Below are 19,461 nucleotides of genomic sequence, written 5' to 3' on the forward strand. Positions count from 1 at the left end.
GTGGCCTCCGACGCGCCCTTGGATAGGCTGGTGCACATGGCATCTGGAACCACACGCGCCGTCGGCGTGGACATCGGCGGCACCGGTATCAAGGGCGGCATCGTCGACCTCGAGACGGGCACACTGCTCAGCGACCGGATCAAGGTCTCAACGCCCTCGGGTGCACGCCCCGATGATGTGCTGGCGGCCGTCAAAGAGGTGCTGGCCACCCTTGAGGTGAGCGACGACGACGACATGCCGCTGGGTGTGGCGTTTCCCGCGATTGTCAAAAACGGCAAGACCCTCTCGGCGGCCAACGTCTCGCACGACTGGATCGGTTTCGAGGCAGAGAACTTCTTCGAAGAGGGCCTGGGCCGCGACATCCACTTCGCCAATGACGCCGATGTCGCCGGCGTGGCCGAAGTGCGGTACGGCGCCGCCAAGGGCAAAGACGGCATCGTGCTTCTGACCACCCTGGGCACGGGCATCGGCACGGCGCTCATCCACAACGGAACGCTGGTTCCCAACACCGAGCTGGGGCACCTGCAGCGGGCCGAGCACAAGACCGACTTCGAGGCGTGGACCGCCTATTCCGCGATGGAACGGGACGAGCTCACCTGGAAGAAGTGGGCCAAGCGCCTGCAGAAGTACTACGACCACCTGGAGTTCCTCTTCAGCCCCGACCTGTTCGTCGTCGGCGGTGGTGTCTCCAAGCACGCTGACGAGTTCCTGCCGCTGCTCGACCTGCGCACGCCCATCGTTCCGGCTGTGCACCGCAACAACGCCGGGATCATCGGCGCTGCGGCCCTGGCCGCCGACTGAGGTCGCGTCCGCGGCATCCGCACCCCGCCGCCGGCCTCTCGCGGCCCCGGCGCTCGCGGCCCCGGCGCTCGCGGCCCCGGCGCTCGCGGCCCGGAAATTCCATATCGAATTTCCAAGACCACATCAATCTGTCGCCGGTTTGATGTGGTCGAGGAAATTCCATATGGAATTTCCGGGGTGGGGGCGGGCGAATGGGCCGGCCTGTACGCCGGGTTCTGTCCGGGGGCCGAAGCCCCGTGGATGGTCATCTCTCTCGGCGACACGTTGCCGTGCCGCTCCAGCGGTCTACCCGGGGACTCGGCGGGCCGCGTCATCATCCCCTGTCTGACCTTGCTCCGGGCGAGGTTTGCCGTGCGAGTCGCGTCGCCGCGACCCCGGTGGTCTCTTACACCGCCCTTTCACCCTTACCGGCTTGCGCCGGCGGTCTGCTCTCTGTGGCACTGTCTCGCGGATCACTCCGGGTGGCTGTTGACCACCGCCCTGCCCTGTGGAGCCCGGACGTTCCTCGGCGCGACACGGCAAGCCGTGCGCGACGCGACCATCCAGCCGACCCATTCGCATATCGAGCCTATCCGCTCCCGCAACACTCTGCTCACGGTCCTCGTCCGCCAGCCGATTGTGCGCTAGAATCCAGGTACATCCGTCTGGGGCGGGTGTGTGATCGGCCAGGGGTGGCCGACAAGATGCCTTACTGGGGAGGGCAGCGATGTTTCGCAAGTCCATGGCGGCCGTGGCAGTGGCCGCACTTTTGATTCTCGGCGGGGCGTCGACCGCCTTCGCCGACGACACCGGCGGCGGTTCGAACTACACACCACGAACGCCCACCGTTCCAACACTGGCCGGTTCGACCGCCAGCGGCGTGTGCATCGGGGATGCCCCGTGGATCTCGTTCTCGGTCACCATGACCGATCCCGACAACGTCGCCACTGGCCACGAAGTGCGCCTGGTTCTCACCGACGGGACGCACACCCTGACGATCGATCTGGGCGCGCTGGTCAACGACAAGCTGACGGGCAAGATCCTGTGGCCGGGCGCCGATGTCGACTCGAGCGGTCACGGCATCGCCTGGCCCGGCTGGACCGGCACGGGTGACCACCTGGTACCGACCACCGGCAACTACGCGTGGACGCGCGGAACGCACGTCACCGCGACGCTCGAGGTGAACCCGTCGCTGCAGGTGCCGCTGTCGTACCCGGCCGCGACGAGTGCCTGCGCCGCACCCGCGTCGGTCCCGGCCGACTCCGCCGGCATCCTTCCGGTCACCGGGCTGAACGTGCCGGTCATCCCGATCGCGATCGGCGGAGGCATCGTGCTGTTGGCCGGCGCCGGCCTTGTGCTGGCTCGCCGTCGCCAGCACAGCTGACCGATGACCGACACCGCGGCGCGACGCCGCGTGCCGTGGCATGCGCTCGGACTGGTCCTGGCGCTGTGCGTCCTGGCCGGTGCGGCGGCCTGGGTGGGGGTGCGCGCCGTGCTGATCAAGTCCCAGGTAGACGCCATCGATGCGCTCACCGCTCAGCTCAGCACGGCGGTGGCCGACCGCGATCTCAACGCTCTGGGCGAGGTCAACGCACAGCTGGCATCGCATACCGAGCAGGCAGTGGCCCTGTCGTCCGATCCGCTGTGGACCACCGCCGAGCACCTGCCGTTCGTCGGCGTGAATCTTGGCGCCGTGCGCGTCGCGGTCGGTGCGGTCGACGCCGTCAGCACCCAGGTCGTTGCCCCCATCCTGCGCACCGCCACCGGCCTCGCCGACGCCGACAGCGCCGCACTGGGCGCCGCCGTGGCCGCGGGCGGGCCGCTCGACCGGTCGGCCGCTGCGCTGCACCATGCCGCCCAGCAGCTGGCAGCCATCCCGCGCGGCGAACTGCTGTATCCGGTCGCCTCCGGCGTGAACCGGCTCAGCGATGTCATCACCACCGCCGATGCGACACTGCAGCCCCTCGCGTCGTCGGCGCAGGTGCTCCCGGCGCTTCTGGGCACAGACTCGCCCCAGACACTGCTGGTCATGATTCAGAACCCCGCCGAGCTGCGCTCGGGGGCGGGATCACCGGCACGTTCGTGCAGGTGCGCGCTGACGGTGGAAAGCTCCACCTGCAGAAGATGGCAGATTCCACAGCATTCTCTTACCGCACCTCGCCGATCATGCCGATTCCTGAGGGACTGACGTCGCTGTACGGCGACGTCGTCGGTCGTTTCGTGCAGGATGCCTCGATCCCAGCCGATTTCACGACGACCGCGTCGCTGGCCTCCGCTTGGTGGACCGAGCACGGCGGTGCCGCGCCGAACGCCGTGATCTCCATCGATCCGATCGTGCTGCAATCCCTCTTGCGCGTGGCCGGTCCCGTCACGCTTGCCGACGGCAGCGAGCTGACGGCAGACAACCTTGTCCAGCGTCTGCTGGTCGACCCTTACATGACAATGACATCCGAGCAGCAGAGCGCGTTCTTCGCTCAGGCGACGACGGCCGTCTTCACGCGGCTGTTCGATCACGGACTCTCGCCGGTGCAGTGGGCCGAGGCTCTTGCCCAGCCGATCCACGACGGGCGGATTTCGGTGTGGAGCTCAGATCCGACCACGCAGAAGGCCGTCGAAGTAGGACCTGTCGGCGGCCCGCTCGTGCGGCAGAAGCTGGCCGGCGCGGGCACCTACGCCGTCTACTTCAACGACAACACCGGCGGCAAGATGGCCGGGTACATGCAGACTTCCATCACCACCGCGCAGGGCATCTGCCGCAGCGACGGCAAGCACACCGTCGAGGTTGCCGTGTCACTCACCAGCACTGCCCCCAAGGATGCCGGCTCGTTTCCGTCGAGCATGACCGGCGGCGGAATCTGGGGGGTGGCCACCGGCGACATCGGAATGAACGTGTCGGTGGCGGCGCCGCCTGGCGCGTTCTTCGAGGGAGTGCGCATCGACGGACAGCTCGCGTCGTCGGCGAACGTGGATGCCGAGGGACACCCCACGAGCATCGCTCACGTGAATCCGCAGCCCGGCGAGACGAACGTGTTGGCGTTCCGTTTCGTCGTCGACAGCGGCGAGGCCGTGCACATCGTGCACACGCCGATGCTCAGCGACCCCGCCATCGCCACGGGCGCGCTGTCCTGCGACTGACCTTCACTCCTTCGCCGCAGTGGGCGCGATCTTGAGGTCGAGCGGAAAGTCGATGGCGAACCCGCCGAACAGCAGCCGACCCGCGGATGCCGCAGCCTCACGCACGATCGCCGCCGCGGCATCCGCCTGCCGCACCGGTGTGTGCACGATCAGCTCATCGTGCAGAAAGAAGGCCAGGTGGGCGCGATCGGCCATCGCCGGACCCGACCGTGGCGCCGTCTCGCCCGCGCCGACCGAGCCCAGGCTCTCAAGCCGTGAGCGTACCTCCCCCAGCCAGGCCAGCGCCCACTCGGCGGCAGTACCCTGCACAACGAAATTGCGCGTGAATCGGCCGCGATCGCCGGCCGCCCGTCGCGCCCGGTCCCGGTCCATCGCGCTTCCGGTCTCGCCCGCAGCCTGTCGCTGTGCGCGCTGCCAGCCCTCCGATGCCGGCGGGCACGACCGTCCCAACCAGGTGGAGACGACGCCCCCGAGCTCGCCGGTGCGAGCAGCGTCGTCGACGAGCTTCATCGCCCGCGGGTAGGCGCGCCGCAGCCGCGGCACAAGCCGACCGCTCTCGCCGGTGGTCGCCCCGTACATCGCACCGAGCATGGCCACCTTCGCCTCGGCCCGGGTGGCCACAGCGCCGCTGTCGACGATGCCCGCGTAGAGATCACGGCCGAAAGCGGCGCGGGCAAGAGCGGCATCGCTGGACATCCCCGCGAGCACGCGCGGTTCAAGCTGCGCGACATCGGCGACGACGAACGTCCAGCCGTCGTCAGCGCGCACCGCCTCGCGCAGCAGCCGCGGGATCTGCAGCGCTCCCCCGCCCGACGACGCCCAGCGGCCGGTGACCACCCCGGCTGGTACGTACACCGGGCGGAACCGGCCGTCGTGCACCCACTCATCGAGCCATGCCCAGCCGTTGGCCACCAGCAGCCGACTCTGCCGCTTGTACTCCAGCAGCGGCGCGATAACGGGGTGCTCGAACCGCCGCAGTTCCCACCGCGACGTCGACTCCGCCTGCACGCCGATCCGGTGCAGACTGCGCAGCAGCTTCGCGGGCGAGTCCAGGCTCGCCTGCGCATCGCCGAGGTGTCGACGGATCTCGGCGGCCAGCGCCGTCATGTGCTCGGGCATCCCGCCACCTGCCGGCCGACGCCCGAGCACGTCTTCGAGAATGCGCTCGTGAGCCGCGACATCCCACGGCAATCCAGCCGCCCTCATCTCCGCCGCCACCAGCGCACCGGCCGACTCGGCCGCGCACAGCAGTTCGAGGCGTCCGCGCTCTGCGGCCGATGCCACCGCATCGCGCTGCCGGGCCAGCTCAGCCAGCACCTCGTCGAGATCGTGCGGCGGCGCCGCCTCACCCGCGCTCTCGGCGATGGCGAACAGGGCCGGAGGCGCAGCGCCGCTGTCTACCTCGGCCGCGACATCCCACGCGCGCGCGGCCCGCACCGCCGCAGGCTCGGCGACCAGGGTGCTGTCACGCAGGATCGCGTGGCACAGCCGCAGATCGCGGCAACGCCGCACCCGTACCCCGGCATCCAACAGCGACGGGTACCAGTGCGCCGTGTCAGACCAGACCCACCGCACGTCGACGGCGGTCCGAGCCAGGCCGGAAAGCGCGACGCGATCGATGCTCTCGCGGCGCAGCACCGTGCCCTCGGCGTCCAGCTGCGCGCAAGCGATGCCGTCGCCGTCGGTGCCGACGGCGACCATCGCCGTCGCCTCGGCGATCACCGCCGTGGCGGGTGCGGCACTCTCACAACCCCGACTCCTCGGTGCGCACCAGAATGCACCCGCACTCGGGGCAGGTCAGCACGGCGTCTTCCGCGGCCTGGCGGATGACGCTGAGGTCGGTGCCCGAGAGCATCATGCGGCATCCCTCGCACGTCTGGCGGCGCAGCAGCGCCGCCCCGACGCTGCGGGTGGCCACCTTGTCGTAGAACGCCACCAGCTCGGCGGGCAGAGTGCCGGCCACCGCCGCACGATCACGTGTGGCGGTCTCGAACCGCGAGGTCGCCTCGGCGACCTCTGCCTTTCCCGCACTGCTGAGGCGAGCACCCTCGTCGTTGACCTCGGCGATCTGCGCCTCGATCTCGGCGACGGCGGCCTCAGCCTGCTCGAGCTTGTCCATGACCTCGAGCTCGCCGTCTTCGAGATCGCTCTTGCGCCGGGCGAGCGAGGCCAGCTCGCTCTCGAGCCCCTGGGCGTCTTTCGAGTTGGATGCCGCGTTCAGACGCTCGAGATCGCGTTCGCGCCGGGCATCCACGACCGCCACATCCGACTCGATGCGCTTGAGCTCAGTGCGCAGATCATCGCGCACGCCCTGGCGGGCTGTCAGTTCCTGGGTCAGCTGCTGGCGTCGCGTGACGAGTTCGTGCACCCGAGCCGCCTGCGCCGGATTGCGACGTGCCTGATCGGCCTGACGGATGCGGGTATCAAGGTCGGCGACGTCAAGCAGCGCCTTCTGCTGTGCGGGGGTCGCGTTCACAGTTCCAACCTACCTGTGCGCGCCCGATCGCGTATCCGCGTCGGGCCCCCTCACCCAGGGAACGCTGTCGGGAACTCTCCGGTGGGCCCTGCCGGGTTCGAACCGACGACATCCACGGTGTAAACGTGGCGCTCTACCAGCTGAGCTAAAGGCCCCTGCCGAAAGTCTATGTCCCATCGCCGACCCGCCATATCGCTAGGCTTGTGCACGGTGTGCGCCGAGTCAGACCCACGGCGCAGCATCCGCCCGTCTCTGACGTGACCCGCCAGACGAAGAAAGGCCTCCCGTGACTGTTCACGACCAGGATCCGTACTCCCAGGGCCCGCTCGACAGCGACCCCGACGAGACGAGCGAATGGCAGGAATCCCTGCAGCAGCTCGTTCAGGCCAAGGGAGCCGGCCGCGGGCGCGAGATCATGCTCAGCCTGCTCAAAACGTCCAAGGAACTGCACCTGGGCGTACCCGCGGTGCCGACCACCGACTACATCAACACCATCGCGCCCGAGAACGAGGCACCCTTCCCCGGCGACGAAGAGCTCGAGCGCCGCTACCGCTCGTGGATCCGATGGAACGCCGCGCTGACCGTGCACCGCGCGCAGCGGCCCGGAATCGCCGTCGGCGGGCACATCTCGACCTACGCCTCGTCTGCCTCGCTGTACGAGGTCGGGTTCAACCACTTCTTCCGGGGCCAGGACCACCCCTCGGGCGGCGATCAGGTCTTCTTCCAAGGGCACGCCTCGCCCGGCATGTACGCGCGTGCGTTCCTCGAGGGGCGGCTCACCGAACAGCAGCTCGACGGATTCCGCCAGGAGAAGTCGCGCGCACCGCACGGCATCCCCTCCTATCCGCACCCCCGCCTGATGCCCGAGTTCTGGCAGTTCCCGACGGTGTCGATGGGGATCGGGCCGATCAACGCCATCTACCAGGCGATGACGAACAAGTACCTCACCAACCGGGGCATCAAAGACCTCTCCGACTCTCGGGTGTGGGCGTTCCTCGGCGACGGCGAGCTCGACGAGGTCGAAAGCCGCGGACAGCTGCAAGTGGCCGCCAACGAGGGGCTCGACAACCTGACCTTCGTCGTCAACTGCAACCTGCAGCGGCTCGACGGTCCGGTGCGCGGCAACGGCAAGATCATCCAAGAGCTGGAGAGCTTCTTCCGCGGTGCCGGATGGAACGTCATCAAGGTGGTCTGGGGCCGTGAGTGGGACGACCTGCTGGCCCGCGACGTCGATGGCGCCCTGCTGAACGTCATGAACGTCACACCCGACGGGGACTACCAGACCTACAAGGCCGAGAACGGCGCCTACGTGCGCGAGCACTTCTTCGGCAAGGACGAGCGCGCCCTGGCCCTGGTCAAGGACTTCACCGACGATCAGATCTGGAACCTGCGTCGCGGCGGCCATGACTACCGCAAGGTGTACGCGGCGTTCAAGGCGGCCGTCGAGCACAAAGGCCAGCCCACCGTGATCCTGGCCAAGACCATCAAGGGCTACGGCCTGGGGCCGCACTTCGCCGGGCGCAATGCGACGCACCAGATGAAGAAGATGACCCTCGAGGACCTCAAGCAGTTCCGCGACGCGATGCACATTCCGGTGACGGATGCCACGCTGGAAGAGAACCCGTATCTGCCGCCGTATTACAACCCGGGCCCGCAGGACGAGACGATCCAGTACATGCTCGATCGCCGCCGCGAACTCGGCGGCTTCGTTCCCGAGCGGCGCACCACGCACGTCGACCTGGCCCTGCCGGGCGATTCCGCCTACGCCCTGCCCAAGAAGGGGTCAGGCACTCAGGAAGTCGCCACCACGATGGCGTTCGTGCGGCTGCTCAAGGATCTGCTGCGCGCGAAGGATTTCGGGCACCGGATCGTGCCGATCATCCCCGACGAGGCGCGCACCTTCGGCATCGACGCGTTCTTCCCGACCGCGAAGATCTACAACCCGAACGGCCAGCACTACACCTCCGTCGACCGCGAGCTGCTTCTGGCTTACAAGGAAAGCGCTCAGGGCCAGATCGTGCACGTGGGCATCAACGAGGCCGGCGCCATCGCCGCCTTCACCGCCGCCGGCACCTCATATTCCACCCACGGCGAGCCGCTCATCCCGGTCTACATCTTCTACTCAATGTTCGGCTTCCAGCGCACCGGAGACGCGAACTGGGCCGCCGGCGACCAGATGACCCGCGGCTTCGTGATCGGCGCGACGGCGGGGCGCACTACGCTCACCGGCGAAGGTCTGCAGCACGCCGACGGGCACTCTCCGCTGCTGGCCTCAACGAACCCCGCAACGGTGTCGTACGACCCCGCCTACGGCTACGAGATCGCGCACATCGTGCGCGACGGCCTCGAGCGCATGTACGGCGGAGAGCACCCCGACCCGAACGTCATGTACTACCTCACGGTCTACAACGAGCCGATGGTCCAGCCGGCCGAGCCGGAGGGCGTCGACGTGGACGGCATCGTGCGCGGCATCCACCGTATCGCCGAAGGCTCCGGCGACGGCCCGCGCGCCCAGCTTCTCGCGTCGGGCGTCGGCGTGCCCTGGGCCCTGGAGGCGCAGCAACTTCTGCGCGACGACTGGGGCGTGATCGCCGACGTGTGGAGCGTGACCAGCTGGTCCGAGCTGCGCCGTGACGGCCTGGCCGCCGACGAGCACAACTTCCTGCACCCTGATGACCAGCCGCGCACGGCCTACATCACGCAGAAGCTGCGCGGTGCCGACGGCCCCGTCGTCGCCGTGAGCGACTTCATGCACGCGGTGCAGGACCAGATCCGCCCGTGGGTGCCGAACCGGTTCGCCACCCTCGGCGCCGACGGCTTCGGCTTCAGCGACACGCGTCCCGCGGCGCGGCGCTTCTTCAAGATCGACGGACCGTCGATTGTCGTGCGCACCCTGCAGGCACTGGCCGAAGACGGCATCGTCGACCGGTCGCTGTCTGCCCAGGCGATCGAGAAGTACCGTCTGCACGACGTGAACGCCGGCACCAGCGGCAATGCGGGTGGAGAGAGCTGAGTGACCATGAGCGGTGACGAGACTCCGAAAGACAAGGCAGAGACCCTGGCATGGCTCCGTCGCATCTCCGGAGACCTTGCCACAGCAACGCTGGGTCGCCTGGAGAAGACGCTGCCCTGGTACTCCGACATGCCGCCGGCGCGACGCTCGGCGGTCGGCCTGGTCGCCCAAGCCGGCATCACCTCGTTCATCCAGTGGTACGACGACCCGAACTCGACGCCGTCGATCGCCGCCGACATCTTCGATGCCGCCCCGCGTGAACTCTTGCGCAGCGTCAGCCTCACCCAGACCCTGCAACTGATTCGCGTGACCGTCGAGGTCACCGAGGAGAAGGTCGCGAACCGCGGGGTGCATCTGCGCGAGGCTATTCTGCTGTACTCGCGCGAGGTCGCCTTCACCGCGGCCGACGTCTATGCGCGTGCCGCCGAGGCTCGGGGGCTGTGGGATGCCCGCCTCGAGGCCCTCGTCGTCGACTCCATCCTCACGGGCGGTGCCGATGACGAACTGCCCAGCCGCATCGCCGCGCTCGGCTGGCACGGGCATGGCGAGGTCGCGGTGCTGGTGGGCACGACGCCGACGCAGTTCGACGTCGACCAGCTGCGCCGCGCTGCGCGCAAGCTCGGGGTCGACGCCCTGATCGGCGTGCAGGGCTCGCGCCTCGTGCTGGTGCTCGGGCGCGCCGAGCATCCCGAGCGCAATACCGAGGAACCGGGCCTGCCATTCCTGCAGATAGCCCGGCACCTGGAGCCTGGCTTCGGTCCCGGCCATCTGGTACTCGGGCCCGCCGTGCCGGCGCTCGTCGAAGCCGGCCAGAGTGCCCGCGCCGCCCTGGCGGGGTTCGCCGTGGCCCGGTCATGGCGCCATGCGCCCCGCCCCGTCGACGCCGACGACCTGCTGCCCGAACGCGCTCTGGCCGGCGACCCGCTGGCCAAGCAGACCCTCGTGGAGAAGGTCTTTCGTCCGTTGCAGTCCCACAGCACCGATCTGGTCACGACGCTGTGGAGCTACCTCGACAACGGCCGATCGTTGGAAGCCACCGCTCGCGAGCTGTTCGTGCATCCGAACACGGTGCGCTATCGCCTCAAACGCGTCACCGATGTCATCGGCTGGGATGCCACTGGCCCCCGTGAAGCGCTGATCCTGCAGACGGCCCTCATCCTGGGTGCCATCGGCACGGATGCGACACGCCGGCGCAGCCCGAGCGCGCAACGCCGACCCCCGCATGGCGTGTAGGACCCGCACAAACGATGTCGGCATTCTTGTGTGCCGGTGGCCAGTTGGACGTCCTCGGGTTTGGCAGGATGGGATGGTGATCATCGCCGTCTTCCCCGGACAGGGCTCGCAGACCCCCGGGTTCCTCTCCCCCTGGCTCGAACGCGACGGAGCCCGCGGGCGCCTCGCCGAGTTCTCGGATCAGGCCCGGGTCGACCTGGTCGCCGCCGGTACCGAGTGGGATGCCGACCGCATCCGCGACACAAAGGTCGCCCAGCCGCTGATCGTGGCGGCGAGTCTGCTGTCGTATCAGGCGGTGGTGGATGCCGCAGGCACGGCGCCGGGCGGCGTCGCCGGGCACTCCGTAGGCGAACTGGCGGCGCTGGCCGCCGCACACGTGCTCACCGACGCTGAAGCGCTGCGGCTGGTCGGCATCCGCGGGCGCGCGATGGCCGCGGCCGCCGCCACGGAGCAGACCGGTATGAGCGCTGTGGTGGGCGGTGCGGCCGATGATGTGCTGGCACGCCTGACCGCGGCGAACCTGACCGCGGCCAATCACAACGGCGGCGGGCAGATCGTCGCCGCCGGAGCTCTCGGCGACCTGGCCGAACTCGCCGCCGACCCGCCACGTGGCACCCGGGTGATCCCCCTGCAGGTGGCCGGGGCCTTCCACACTCGGTACATGGCACCTGCGGTCGACACGCTGCGGTCGGCAGCGGCGTCCGTCGCGGCATCCGACCCCTCTCTCACCCTGTGGACGAACCGTGACGGCAGCGTCGTCGACTCGGGACGCGCGGCCCTCGACCTGATGGTGGCGCAGGTCGCCTCACCGGTGCGCTGGGATCTGTGCATGCAGTCGTTCGCCGAGCACTCCGTCACCGGAATCATCGAGCTCGCCCCCGCCGGCACGCTCGTCGGACTGGCCAAGCGCGCGCTGCGCGGGGTGCCATCCGTGGCGGTGAAGACCCCTGACGATCTTGAGGCGGCTGTCGCGCTGCTGACCGGAGAGAGTGCATGAGCATCACGTTGAACCAGTCCACCGGCCCCGCGTACACCCGGGTGTACGCCTACGGCGCCGCGCGCGGCGAGAACGCCGTGCCCAATGATGACCTCGTCGGGCCGATCAACTCAAGCGACGAGTGGATCCGGCAGCGCACCGGCATCATCACGCGCGCCCGCGCCAATCCCGAGACAAGTGCCATCGATCTGTCGACCGAAGCGGCTCGCGAGGCTGTCGAGCGCTCGGGCATCGCGCCTGAGAAGATCGACGCGGTCATCATCGCCACGATCAGCAATCCGAAGCAGACGCCGTCGGTGGCCGCCATCGTCGCCGACCGCATCGGGGCGAACCCGGCGGCGGCCTACGACGTCAATGCCGCCTGCGCGGGGTTCGCGTACGCCATCGCGCAGGCCGACGCGCTCATCCGCGCCGGGGCCGCCCACTACGCGGTCGTCATCGGCGCCGAGAAGCTCAGCGACATCGTCGACCCCACCGATCGGAGCATCTCGTTCCTGCTCGGCGACGGCGCCGGTGCCGCGGTGGTGGGCCCGAGCGATTTCGCCGGCATCGGTCCCACGGTCTGGGGCTCTGACGGCTCGAAGGCAGAGCTGGTGGGCATGAACGCCACCCTCACCGAGTTCCGCGACGGCAAAGCGCCCTGGCCGACCCTGCGTCAGGAGGGGCCGAGCGTCTTCCGCTGGGCGGTGTGGGAGATGGTCAAGGTCGCCCGTCGCGCCCTCGAGGCGGCCGGCGTGACCGCCGACGATCTCGCGGCGTTCATCCCCCACCAGGCCAACCTGCGCATCGTCGACGAGTTCGCCAAGCAGCTCAAGCTGCCCGAGACCGTCGTGGTCGGCCACGACATCGAGACGACCGGCAACACCTCGGCGGCATCCATCCCGCTGGCCACGCATCGGCTGCTCGAAGAACACCCCGAGCTGTCCGGCGGATTGGCCCTGCAGATCGGCTTCGGCGCAGGACTCGTGTTCGGCGCACAGGTCGTGGTCCTCCCCTGAGCCGCAGCCGCCCGACCCTAGACTTGTCCACGGCCCGCCGGGCCGGAAGCGAACCCAACAACAAGGAGCAGAAATGGCACTCACCAACGACGAGGTCCTGGCCGGCCTGGCCGAACTGATCACCGACGAGACGGGCATCGCCGCCGACGAGGTGGCCGCTGAGAAGTCGTTCACCGACGACCTGGACATCGACTCGATCTCGATGATGACCATCGTCGTCAACGCCGAGGAGAAGTTCGGCGTGACCATCCCCGACGACGAGGTCAAGAACCTCAAGACCGTCGGCGACGCCGTCACCTTCATCACCTCCCACCAGGCGTGACCTTCACGGTGGGGGCATCACGCCCCCACCGGCACCCCCGAACCCCGAGGAATCCCACAATGAGCACGTCCCGCATCGTCGTCACCGGCATCGGCGCGTCGTCGCCCCTGGGGGGCACCGCGCCCGACAGCTGGTCCGCCCTGCGCGCCGGCGTCAGCGGCACCCGCACGCTCGAACACGAATGGGTCGAGAAGTACAACCTTCCCGTCACGTTCGCGGCCGAGGGCATCGTGCGCCCCGACACCGTCCTGGAACGTCCCATCGCGAAGCGACTCGACCCGTCTTCCCAGTTCGCGCTCGTCGCGGCAAAGGAAGCATGGGCCGATGCCGGCAGCCCCGAGGTGGACGCCGATCGTTTCGGCATCGACTTCGCCACCGGCATCGGCGGCGTCTGGACGCTGCTGGACGCCTGGGACGCCCTGCGCGAAAAGGGCCCGCGACGTGTCATGCCGATGACGGTCCCGATGCTGATGCCCAACGCTGCGGCCGGCAACCTGTCGTTGCACTTCGGTGCGCGGGCATTCGCACGCACTGTCGCCAGCGCCTGCGCCTCGAGCACCGAGTCGATCGTCAACGCTTATGAGCACATCCGTGACGGCCTGGCCGACATCGTGATCGCAGGCGGAACCGAATCGGCGATCCACCCCATCACCATCGCGTCGTTCGCGTCGATGCAGGCGCTCTCGCGCCGCAACGACGACCCCGCGCATGCCTCGCGCCCGGGCAGCGTCGACCGTGACGGCTTCGTCATGGGTGAAGGCGCTGCCGCGCTGGTGCTCGAAAGCGAAGAGCACGCCAAGGCGCGCGGCGCGAAGATCTATGCCGTCATCGCCGGCGGCGGGGTCACGGCCGACTCGTATCACATCACCGCGAACGATCCCGAAGGTCATGGCGCGGCCCGCGCGGTGCGTTTGGCACTCGGCGAGGCGGGCGCGTCGCCCGACGACGTGACGCACATCAACGCGCACGCCACGTCGACGCCGGTCGGCGACCCGAACGAGTATCAGGCGCTCAAGCAGGTGTTCGGTGCCCGCATCGACGATATCCCGGTGTCGGCCACCAAGGCGTCCACCGGTCACCTGCTGGGCGGGACGGGAGCCCTCGAGGCCGTGTTCACCGTGCTCGCGCTGCGCGATCGGATCGCCCCGCCGACGATCAACATCACCGAGCAAGACCCCGAGGTGCCCTTCCGCATCTCCGGTGACGAGCAGCCCCTCAGCGACGGCCCGCAGCTGGCCATCAGCAATTCGTTCGGCTTCGGCGGACACAACGCCGTCGTCGCTATCGCCACGCCCTGACCGTCGCAAAACCCAAGACGCCCCGCGGGAAGCCTCCGCGGGGCGTCTTCGTTGTATCGGGCGGTCATTCGCGTTCTCAGTCTCCGGGTTCTGTCTCCGCCGATGACCGGTAGTGGCGCCTGACCGCCCGAGGATCTACCCGACCTTGTGCAACCAGACCACCGGCGCGTCGTCGCTCGCGTGCCGGAACGGCTCCAGTTCCTCATCCCATGCCGCGCCCAAGGCGATCTGCAGCTCGCGCTCGAGTTCGGCCACGTCGCCGGCGGCGACCTCCATCGCATAGCGCAGGCGGTCTTCGCCGATCACGACGTTGCCGGCGGCATCCGTCTGTGCGTAGTGGATGCCCAGCCCCGGGGTGTGCATCCATCGCCCGCCGTCGCTGCGCGCACTCGGGTCTTCGGTCACCTCGAAGCGCAGGTGCTCCCAGCCCCGAATGGCCGTGGCCAGCGCCGCGCCGGTGCCGGCCGGGGCCTCCCAATAGAATTCGGCGCGCCGACTGCCCGAGAGAACCGGCTGTTCCACCCACTCGAAGTTGACAGCACGCCCCAGGGCACGCCCTACCGCCCACTCCAGGTGTGGGCACAACGCGCGTGGCGCCGAGTGGATAAGGATCACTCCGCGCGCCTGTGTCGTCGCCATGGTCTCTCCGTTTCGTCAGGTGCGTCTTCCCCTACGACCTGACCGGATCCGCGTGGCGGCGTGCTGTTCGGTTGTCACGGCCATTATCGCCTGGTTGCTCGAGAATGACAAGCCTGTGATTCTCGTGTCGCGCGGTGGACGCGGCGGTAGTGTCGACGACATGCGCTCGGGGTACACCGCACAGCAGATCCGCTCGGCCGAGGCGCCGCTGCTCGCGGCGGGCGTGCCCCTTATGGCACGCGCGGCCACAGGGCTCGCCGACGTCGTGCGCGAGGTACTGCAGGGGCGGGATGCCGCGCCCGGCCGCGTGCTCCTTCTGGTGGGTTCGGGCAACAACGGCGGTGATGCGCTGTTCGCGGGGGCGGCACTGGCGGCGGATGGCTGCCAGGTGTCGATCATTGACGTCGGTTCACGCATTCACGAAGAAGGGCTGGCCGCCGCGCGTCAAGCGGGGGCGGTCATCGTGCCGGACGCCGCCGCTGCCGCGGCATCCGCCGACGTCATCGTGGATGGGATCCTCGGCACCGGCGCCGCGGACTCCCCCGCCCTGCGCGGACGGGGGCGCGAGGTCGTCACTGCCGTACTGCCCGCGCTCACCGGTGACCGTGCCCCGGCGGTCGTGGCCGTCGACATTCCCAGCGGCGTCAACCCCGACGATGGCACCGTGCCCGACGCGACGGTGCTGCCGGCCGATCTCACGGTGACCTTCGGTGCGCACAAGGCCGGATTGCTGCGCGGGCCGGCCGTCGCGTACGCCGGTGAGGTGCGATTGGTCGACATCGGGCTCGGCGAGCAACTGGCGAACACGACTCCCGTTCTTCAGGTGCCCTGACCACGGCGCGCTGTGCCGGTGCATGCCGGGCCGTGCAGCGGGTGCGTTCCGAACCCACCGCGCGTAGGGTCGACATATCGGAGTAAAAACGTGCTCCGGCCCCGCGCGAAGCGCGGGGCCGGAGCACGCGCACACGCGGTCCGGATGGCCTGCCACTTCTTTTCGTGGAGGAGTGTGTCATGAAGGCTGCACAGTTCAGCCGTTTCGGCGGACCCGAGGTGCTCGAGATCGTTGAGCTGCCCGATCCGCATCCCGGAGTCGGAGAGATTCGCATCGCCGTGCATGCCGCCGGCGTCAACGCGAGCGACTGGAAGAAGCGCCAGGGCCTGATGGATCAAGAATTGCCGCAGACCCTGGGCTACGAGGCTGCGGGGGTCGTCGATGAGATCGGCGACGAGGTCTCGGGGGTCGCCGTCGGCGATCGGGTCTTCGGAGCTTCGCCGTATGGCGCCGCGCAAGCCGAGTCGGCGGTGCTCTCGTTCTGGGCGCCCATTCCAGCCGCACTCGACGAGGTGCACGCTGCGGCGATTCCGGCAGCGGCCGAGACGGCCGCCCGCGCGCTCGATGAGCTCGGCGTCACCGCCGGCAGCACACTGCTGATCAACGGCGCCTCGGGGAGCGTCGGCAGTGCCGCGGTGCAACTCGCCGTCGACCGCGGCGCACGGGTGATCGGCACGGCGAGTCCGGCGACGCACGACATGCTGCGCGAGCTCGGCGCCGAACCGGTGGCCTACGGCGACGGGATGCCCGAGCGGGTGCGGGCGATCGCCGAATCTGGGGTCGATGTCGCCCTCGACGTGGCCGGCAGCGGAGTGCTCCCCGAACTCGTGGATCTCACCGGCAGCGCGCAAAGGGTCGTCACCGTCGCCGACTTCGTCGGCGCACAGCAGACCGGCGTTCGCTTCAGTCGCGGCGACAGCGGCCGCGCCACGTACGCGCTGGCACAGGTCGCGCGAATGGCCGAAGAAGGACGGTTCACCATCACCGTCGGCGGTACGTTCCCCCTCAGTCAGATCGCCGAGGCACACCGGATCGGTGAGGCCGGAGTGGTGCGGGGCAAACTCGTGCTCACCGTCGAGTGATTCCCCGACCGCCGCGCCCGTGACGTCGCGCGCTGTCGCCGGTCATCCGGGTAGGGCGCGTGGTCAGAGTAGGGCGGGTGGGACTTGAACCCACGATCGTCGGGTTATGAGCCCGCTGCCTTCACCAGCTTGGCCACCGCCCCTCGTACGACGAGCCTATCGCGATCGCGGGCATGCCTCGATCATCTTCTGGGCGTGACGGCACACGTCGTCGTCGCCGGCGCGACTGCGGCATCCCTCATCCTCATCGTCGATGCGTCGGTGAGCCGGCCTGAAGGCTACGGCTTCGGCTTGTCACCCGGCATCCCATGGCTGCCTCTTCGGATCGGCAGCTCCTGGCTCTCGCTGATCACCTGCGGATGATTGCGGGCGAGCGAGAAGACGCCGTAGACCGCGATGAGTCCTGCCGCGAGGAATCCCACGAATGCCCAGATGTTCGCCGTCGCCGCTTCTTTGAGCACGAGCAGACCGATGAGCACCGCCACCATCGGATCGATGACGGTGAGCCCGGCGATGACAAGATCGGGAGGGCCCACCGAGTAGGCGGTCTGCACGAAATACGCGCCCAGGGCGACGGCGAGCAGCAGCCCCACCGCGCAGACCACTGTCAGCCATCCGAAATCGGCGGCCTGCACACGCTTGATCACGATCTTGGCAAGCGTTGCGACGAATCCGTAGAGAATGCCCGAGGTGACGATGTAGAACAGCGGATGCGCGCGTTTGCGCACCAGCGCCCACGTGGTCGCCGCCAGCACGAGGATCACCGCGAGCATGATCGCCACGGTGAGAATCTGCCCCGTGGTCAGCGGCGTCTCGGTCGCGACGAAAGCGGCGATGGTGACGAACACCAGAATGCCGCCGATGCACGCGACGATCGACGTCATCGATTGCCGGGTGGGTGCGTGACCCGAGACCCGAGCATTCAACAGCGTCGTGATCACCAGCGAAATCGCCCCCAGCGGCTGCACGAGAATCAGCGGGGCGAACACCAGCGCACTCAACTGGCACACGATGGCAAGTCCCAGCATCAGGGTGCCGATCACCCACGACGGACGACGCAGCAGGCTCAGCAGCTGCCGGCCGCTCAACCCCTCGCTGCCGCTCGTACCGGTGATCCGCTCGACCTTGTTGACGCCGCGGTACTGGTACTGCGCGCCGAACGACATGAACACCGCACCCAGCAGTGCGAGCGGAATGCCGATCAGGATCTTCGGATCGCCGAACACCCCGACCAGCTGGTCGGTGACGTCGGCCAGCGGCATGTCTGTCGCGATCACCCTTCGACATTAGCCGCGCAGGCCCCCCGGTAGGCTGAAGACGTGGCCATTCTCCCGATCCGCATCATGGGCGATCCCGTGCTTCATGCCCCCGCCTCCACGGTGGACGAGATAAGTGACGAGATCCGTCAGCTGGTCGCCGACATGTACGAGACGATGGATGCCGCACCCGGCGTGGGCCTGGCAGCACCCCAGGTGGGAGTCGGCCTGCGCATCTACGTGTACACCTACCAGGATGACGATGGCGCACCCTGGCGTGGCGAGATCATCAACCCCGTGCTGTGGATGAAGCCCGCCGAACCGGGCTCGCCCGACCCCGACGATGAGTCGGAAGGGTGCCTGTCATTTCCCGGGGAGCGATTTCCGTTGCGCCGCTCTGACGAAGTGCTCGTGACCGGGATCGACGTCGAGGGCAAGCCGGTGCGCATTCAGGTCGACGGGTGGCGCGCACGCATCATGCAGCACGAGTTCGATCACCTGGACGGCATCCTCTACATCGACCGCCTGGGCGACAGCGACTGGAAGACCACGCAGAAGATCGCGCGCAAGCGCGGGTGGGGCAAGCCCGGACAGGCGTGGACCCCCGGCGTCGACGACATCGACGCATAAGGGCGCGTTTCGACTCCTCGCGGCGCTCGTCGCTCAACGAGCGGGGTGGCGGCTGCGCTCGTCGCTCAACGACCGAGGCGCGGCGGGTCGAGGGCGATGTCGATGGGCTCCTGGCCATCAAGCGATGACCACCGGCTCGCGGTTCCGGTCGCCGCGTGCTTCGCGGCGCGCACTGCCCGCTCATCGGCCCAGCTGTTCAGCCGGTGGCCGGCATGCCCTCGCACGTGCTCGAGCACGACATCCGCAAGCCCGTGCTCGCGACGCGCGTCGCGCTCGGCGATGAGGTCCTTGAGGATGTCGACATTCTTGGTGGGTGCGCCCGTGCTCGTCTTCCAGCCACGTCGCGCGTGCGCATCCATCCACTTCTCGTACGTGTCGATGGCGTATTTCGAGTCGGCTTGCACCGTGAGCGCGTTCACATCACGGTGATCGCGGATGGCGTTGAGCAGCGCGAGCAGCTCACCGATGTTGTTCGTGCCCTGCACGAGAGATCCGGCCGCCCACTGCCCATCGGCGCCCACCCATGCCCAGCCGGTCGGCCCGGGGTTGCCCGAGCAGGCGCCGTCGGTCGCGAGGGTGTAGCTGTCGGTCATATCGGCCCTTCCGCGCGTGAAAAAAGGCCCCGAGGGTGGAGCCTCGAGGCCTTCGCTCCCCCACTTGGACTCGAACCAAGAACCTGCCGGTTAACAGCCGGCTGCTCTGCCAATTGAGCTATGGAGGAATGTGCTCCGCGTTGGGGCGGGCAGCCCGACTAGCTTAGCAAACTTCTC

General features: G+C 68.7%; 18 protein-coding genes, 3 tRNA genes and 1 other RNA gene. 13 read left to right on the forward strand and 9 right to left on the reverse strand.

Going from position 1 to position 19,461, the window contains the following annotated elements; translation table 11 throughout:
• Nucleotides 1-36: 36 nt before the first annotated feature.
• Nucleotides 37-801, forward strand: a complete 765-nt coding sequence (gene ppgK, locus ET475_RS15980) for a polyphosphate--glucose phosphotransferase (RefSeq protein WP_129392546.1) — start codon at nt 37-39, stop codon at nt 799-801.
• Between the two features lie 188 nt (nt 802-989).
• On the opposite strand, the gene rnpB is transcribed toward ppgK, so the two are convergent.
• Nucleotides 990-1,355: RNase P RNA component class A (rnpB, locus tag ET475_RS15985), an RNA gene on the reverse strand.
• A gap of 152 nt (nt 1,356-1,507) precedes the next feature.
• Between rnpB and ET475_RS15990 the strand changes: the two genes are divergently transcribed.
• The 3 genes from ET475_RS15990 to ET475_RS17930 are packed head-to-tail and all read left to right on the forward strand — an operon-like array spanning nt 1,508 to nt 3,915.
• Complete coding sequence (locus ET475_RS15990; RefSeq protein ID WP_242497672.1) at nt 1,508-2,164, forward strand: LPXTG cell wall anchor domain-containing protein; 657 nt, start codon at nt 1,508-1,510, stop codon at nt 2,162-2,164.
• Nucleotides 2,165-2,167: 3 nt separating this feature from the next.
• Nucleotides 2,168-2,968, forward strand: a complete 801-nt coding sequence (locus ET475_RS17925) for a hypothetical protein (protein WP_165310963.1) — start codon at nt 2,168-2,170, stop codon at nt 2,966-2,968.
• Nucleotides 2,869-3,915 carry a DUF4012 domain-containing protein gene (locus tag ET475_RS17930; RefSeq protein ID WP_165310965.1) on the forward strand — a complete coding sequence of 349 codons (1,047 nt, stop codon included), beginning with the start codon at nt 2,869-2,871 and terminating at the stop codon, nt 3,913-3,915. The genes ET475_RS17925 and ET475_RS17930 overlap by 100 nt, the downstream gene beginning before the upstream one ends.
• A 3-nt stretch (nt 3,916-3,918) precedes the next feature.
• Here the strand turns inward: ET475_RS17930 and ET475_RS16000 are convergent, their stop codons facing one another.
• The 3 genes from ET475_RS16000 to ET475_RS16010 all read right to left on the reverse strand — a co-directional run bounded on the left by ET475_RS16000 (nt 3,919) and on the right by ET475_RS16010 (nt 6,546).
• On the reverse strand, nt 3,919-5,616 hold the full coding sequence (locus tag ET475_RS16000) for a bifunctional 3'-5' exonuclease/DNA polymerase (RefSeq protein ID WP_129392552.1): 1,698 nt from the start codon (nt 5,614-5,616) through the stop codon (nt 3,919-3,921).
• Between the two features lie 43 nt (nt 5,617-5,659).
• Nucleotides 5,660-6,391, reverse strand: coding sequence for a zinc ribbon domain-containing protein (locus ET475_RS16005; protein ID WP_129392556.1), 732 nt, complete (start codon nt 6,389-6,391; stop codon nt 5,660-5,662).
• An 82-nt stretch (nt 6,392-6,473) separates the two neighbouring features.
• Nucleotides 6,474-6,546, reverse strand: a tRNA-Val gene (locus ET475_RS16010).
• A 131-nt stretch (nt 6,547-6,677) separates the two neighbouring features.
• On the opposite strand from ET475_RS16010, the gene aceE reads away from it, so the two are divergent.
• From aceE to ET475_RS16040, 6 genes are all read left to right on the forward strand, one after another.
• Nucleotides 6,678-9,404: a pyruvate dehydrogenase (acetyl-transferring), homodimeric type gene (gene aceE / locus ET475_RS16015; protein ID WP_129392559.1), complete on the forward strand. Its 2,727-nt coding sequence runs from the start codon at nt 6,678-6,680 to the stop codon at nt 9,402-9,404.
• A 6-nt stretch (nt 9,405-9,410) separates the two neighbouring features.
• Nucleotides 9,411-10,637: a PucR family transcriptional regulator gene (locus ET475_RS16020; RefSeq protein WP_129392562.1), complete on the forward strand. Its 1,227-nt coding sequence runs from the start codon at nt 9,411-9,413 to the stop codon at nt 10,635-10,637.
• 76 nt (nt 10,638-10,713) lie between these two features.
• Nucleotides 10,714-11,634 carry an ACP S-malonyltransferase gene (locus ET475_RS16025; protein WP_129394078.1) on the forward strand — a complete coding sequence of 307 codons (921 nt, stop codon included), beginning with the start codon at nt 10,714-10,716 and terminating at the stop codon, nt 11,632-11,634.
• Nucleotides 11,631-12,632, forward strand: coding sequence for a beta-ketoacyl-ACP synthase III (locus tag ET475_RS16030; protein ID WP_129392565.1), 1,002 nt, complete (start codon nt 11,631-11,633; stop codon nt 12,630-12,632). Before ET475_RS16025 ends, ET475_RS16030 begins: the two co-directional genes overlap by 4 nt.
• A gap of 73 nt (nt 12,633-12,705) precedes the next feature.
• The gene (locus ET475_RS16035) at nt 12,706-12,954 is read left to right on the forward strand and encodes an acyl carrier protein (RefSeq protein WP_129392568.1); all 249 of its coding nucleotides are present in this window, start codon (nt 12,706-12,708) and stop codon (nt 12,952-12,954) included.
• Nucleotides 12,955-13,013: 59 nt separating this feature from the next.
• The gene (locus tag ET475_RS16040; RefSeq protein ID WP_129392571.1) at nt 13,014-14,252 is read left to right on the forward strand and encodes a beta-ketoacyl-[acyl-carrier-protein] synthase family protein; all 1,239 of its coding nucleotides are present in this window, start codon (nt 13,014-13,016) and stop codon (nt 14,250-14,252) included.
• A 135-nt stretch (nt 14,253-14,387) separates the two neighbouring features.
• Here the strand turns inward: ET475_RS16040 and ET475_RS16045 are convergent, their stop codons facing one another.
• Nucleotides 14,388-14,891, reverse strand: a complete 504-nt coding sequence (locus ET475_RS16045) for a DUF3145 domain-containing protein (protein ID WP_129392574.1) — start codon at nt 14,889-14,891, stop codon at nt 14,388-14,390.
• 160 nt (nt 14,892-15,051) lie between these two features.
• On the opposite strand from ET475_RS16045, the gene ET475_RS16050 reads away from it, so the two are divergent.
• Both ET475_RS16050 and ET475_RS16055 read left to right on the forward strand, forming a co-directional pair.
• Entirely contained in the window at nt 15,052-15,723 is a 672-nt protein-coding gene (locus ET475_RS16050; RefSeq protein ID WP_129392577.1) for an NAD(P)H-hydrate epimerase, read from the forward strand.
• A gap of 179 nt (nt 15,724-15,902) precedes the next feature.
• Entirely contained in the window at nt 15,903-16,805 is a 903-nt protein-coding gene (locus tag ET475_RS16055) for an NADP-dependent oxidoreductase (protein ID WP_129392579.1), read from the forward strand.
• A gap of 69 nt (nt 16,806-16,874) precedes the next feature.
• Here ET475_RS16055 and ET475_RS16060 read toward each other — a convergent pair.
• Nucleotides 16,875-16,948: transfer RNA gene (locus tag ET475_RS16060), tRNA-Ile, on the reverse strand.
• Between the two features lie 135 nt (nt 16,949-17,083).
• Complete coding sequence (locus ET475_RS16065) at nt 17,084-18,067, reverse strand: DMT family transporter (RefSeq protein ID WP_129394080.1); 984 nt, start codon at nt 18,065-18,067, stop codon at nt 17,084-17,086.
• 57 nt (nt 18,068-18,124) lie between these two features.
• Between ET475_RS16065 and def the strand changes: the two genes are divergently transcribed.
• Nucleotides 18,125-18,691 (forward strand): peptide deformylase, encoded by a 567-nt coding sequence (def, locus tag ET475_RS16070; RefSeq protein ID WP_129392583.1) that lies wholly within the window; start codon nt 18,125-18,127, stop codon nt 18,689-18,691.
• 65 nt (nt 18,692-18,756) lie between these two features.
• Here the strand turns inward: def and ET475_RS16075 are convergent, their stop codons facing one another.
• The gene (locus ET475_RS16075) at nt 18,757-19,284 is read right to left on the reverse strand and encodes a ribonuclease H family protein (protein WP_129392586.1); all 528 of its coding nucleotides are present in this window, start codon (nt 19,282-19,284) and stop codon (nt 18,757-18,759) included.
• A 55-nt stretch (nt 19,285-19,339) separates the two neighbouring features.
• Nucleotides 19,340-19,412 (reverse strand) — tRNA-Asn (locus ET475_RS16080).
• Nucleotides 19,413-19,461: the final 49 nt, after the last annotated feature.

It is taken from the genome of Microbacterium protaetiae, from assembly GCF_004135285.1.
Classification (GTDB): domain Bacteria; phylum Actinomycetota; class Actinomycetes; order Actinomycetales; family Microbacteriaceae; genus Microbacterium; species Microbacterium protaetiae.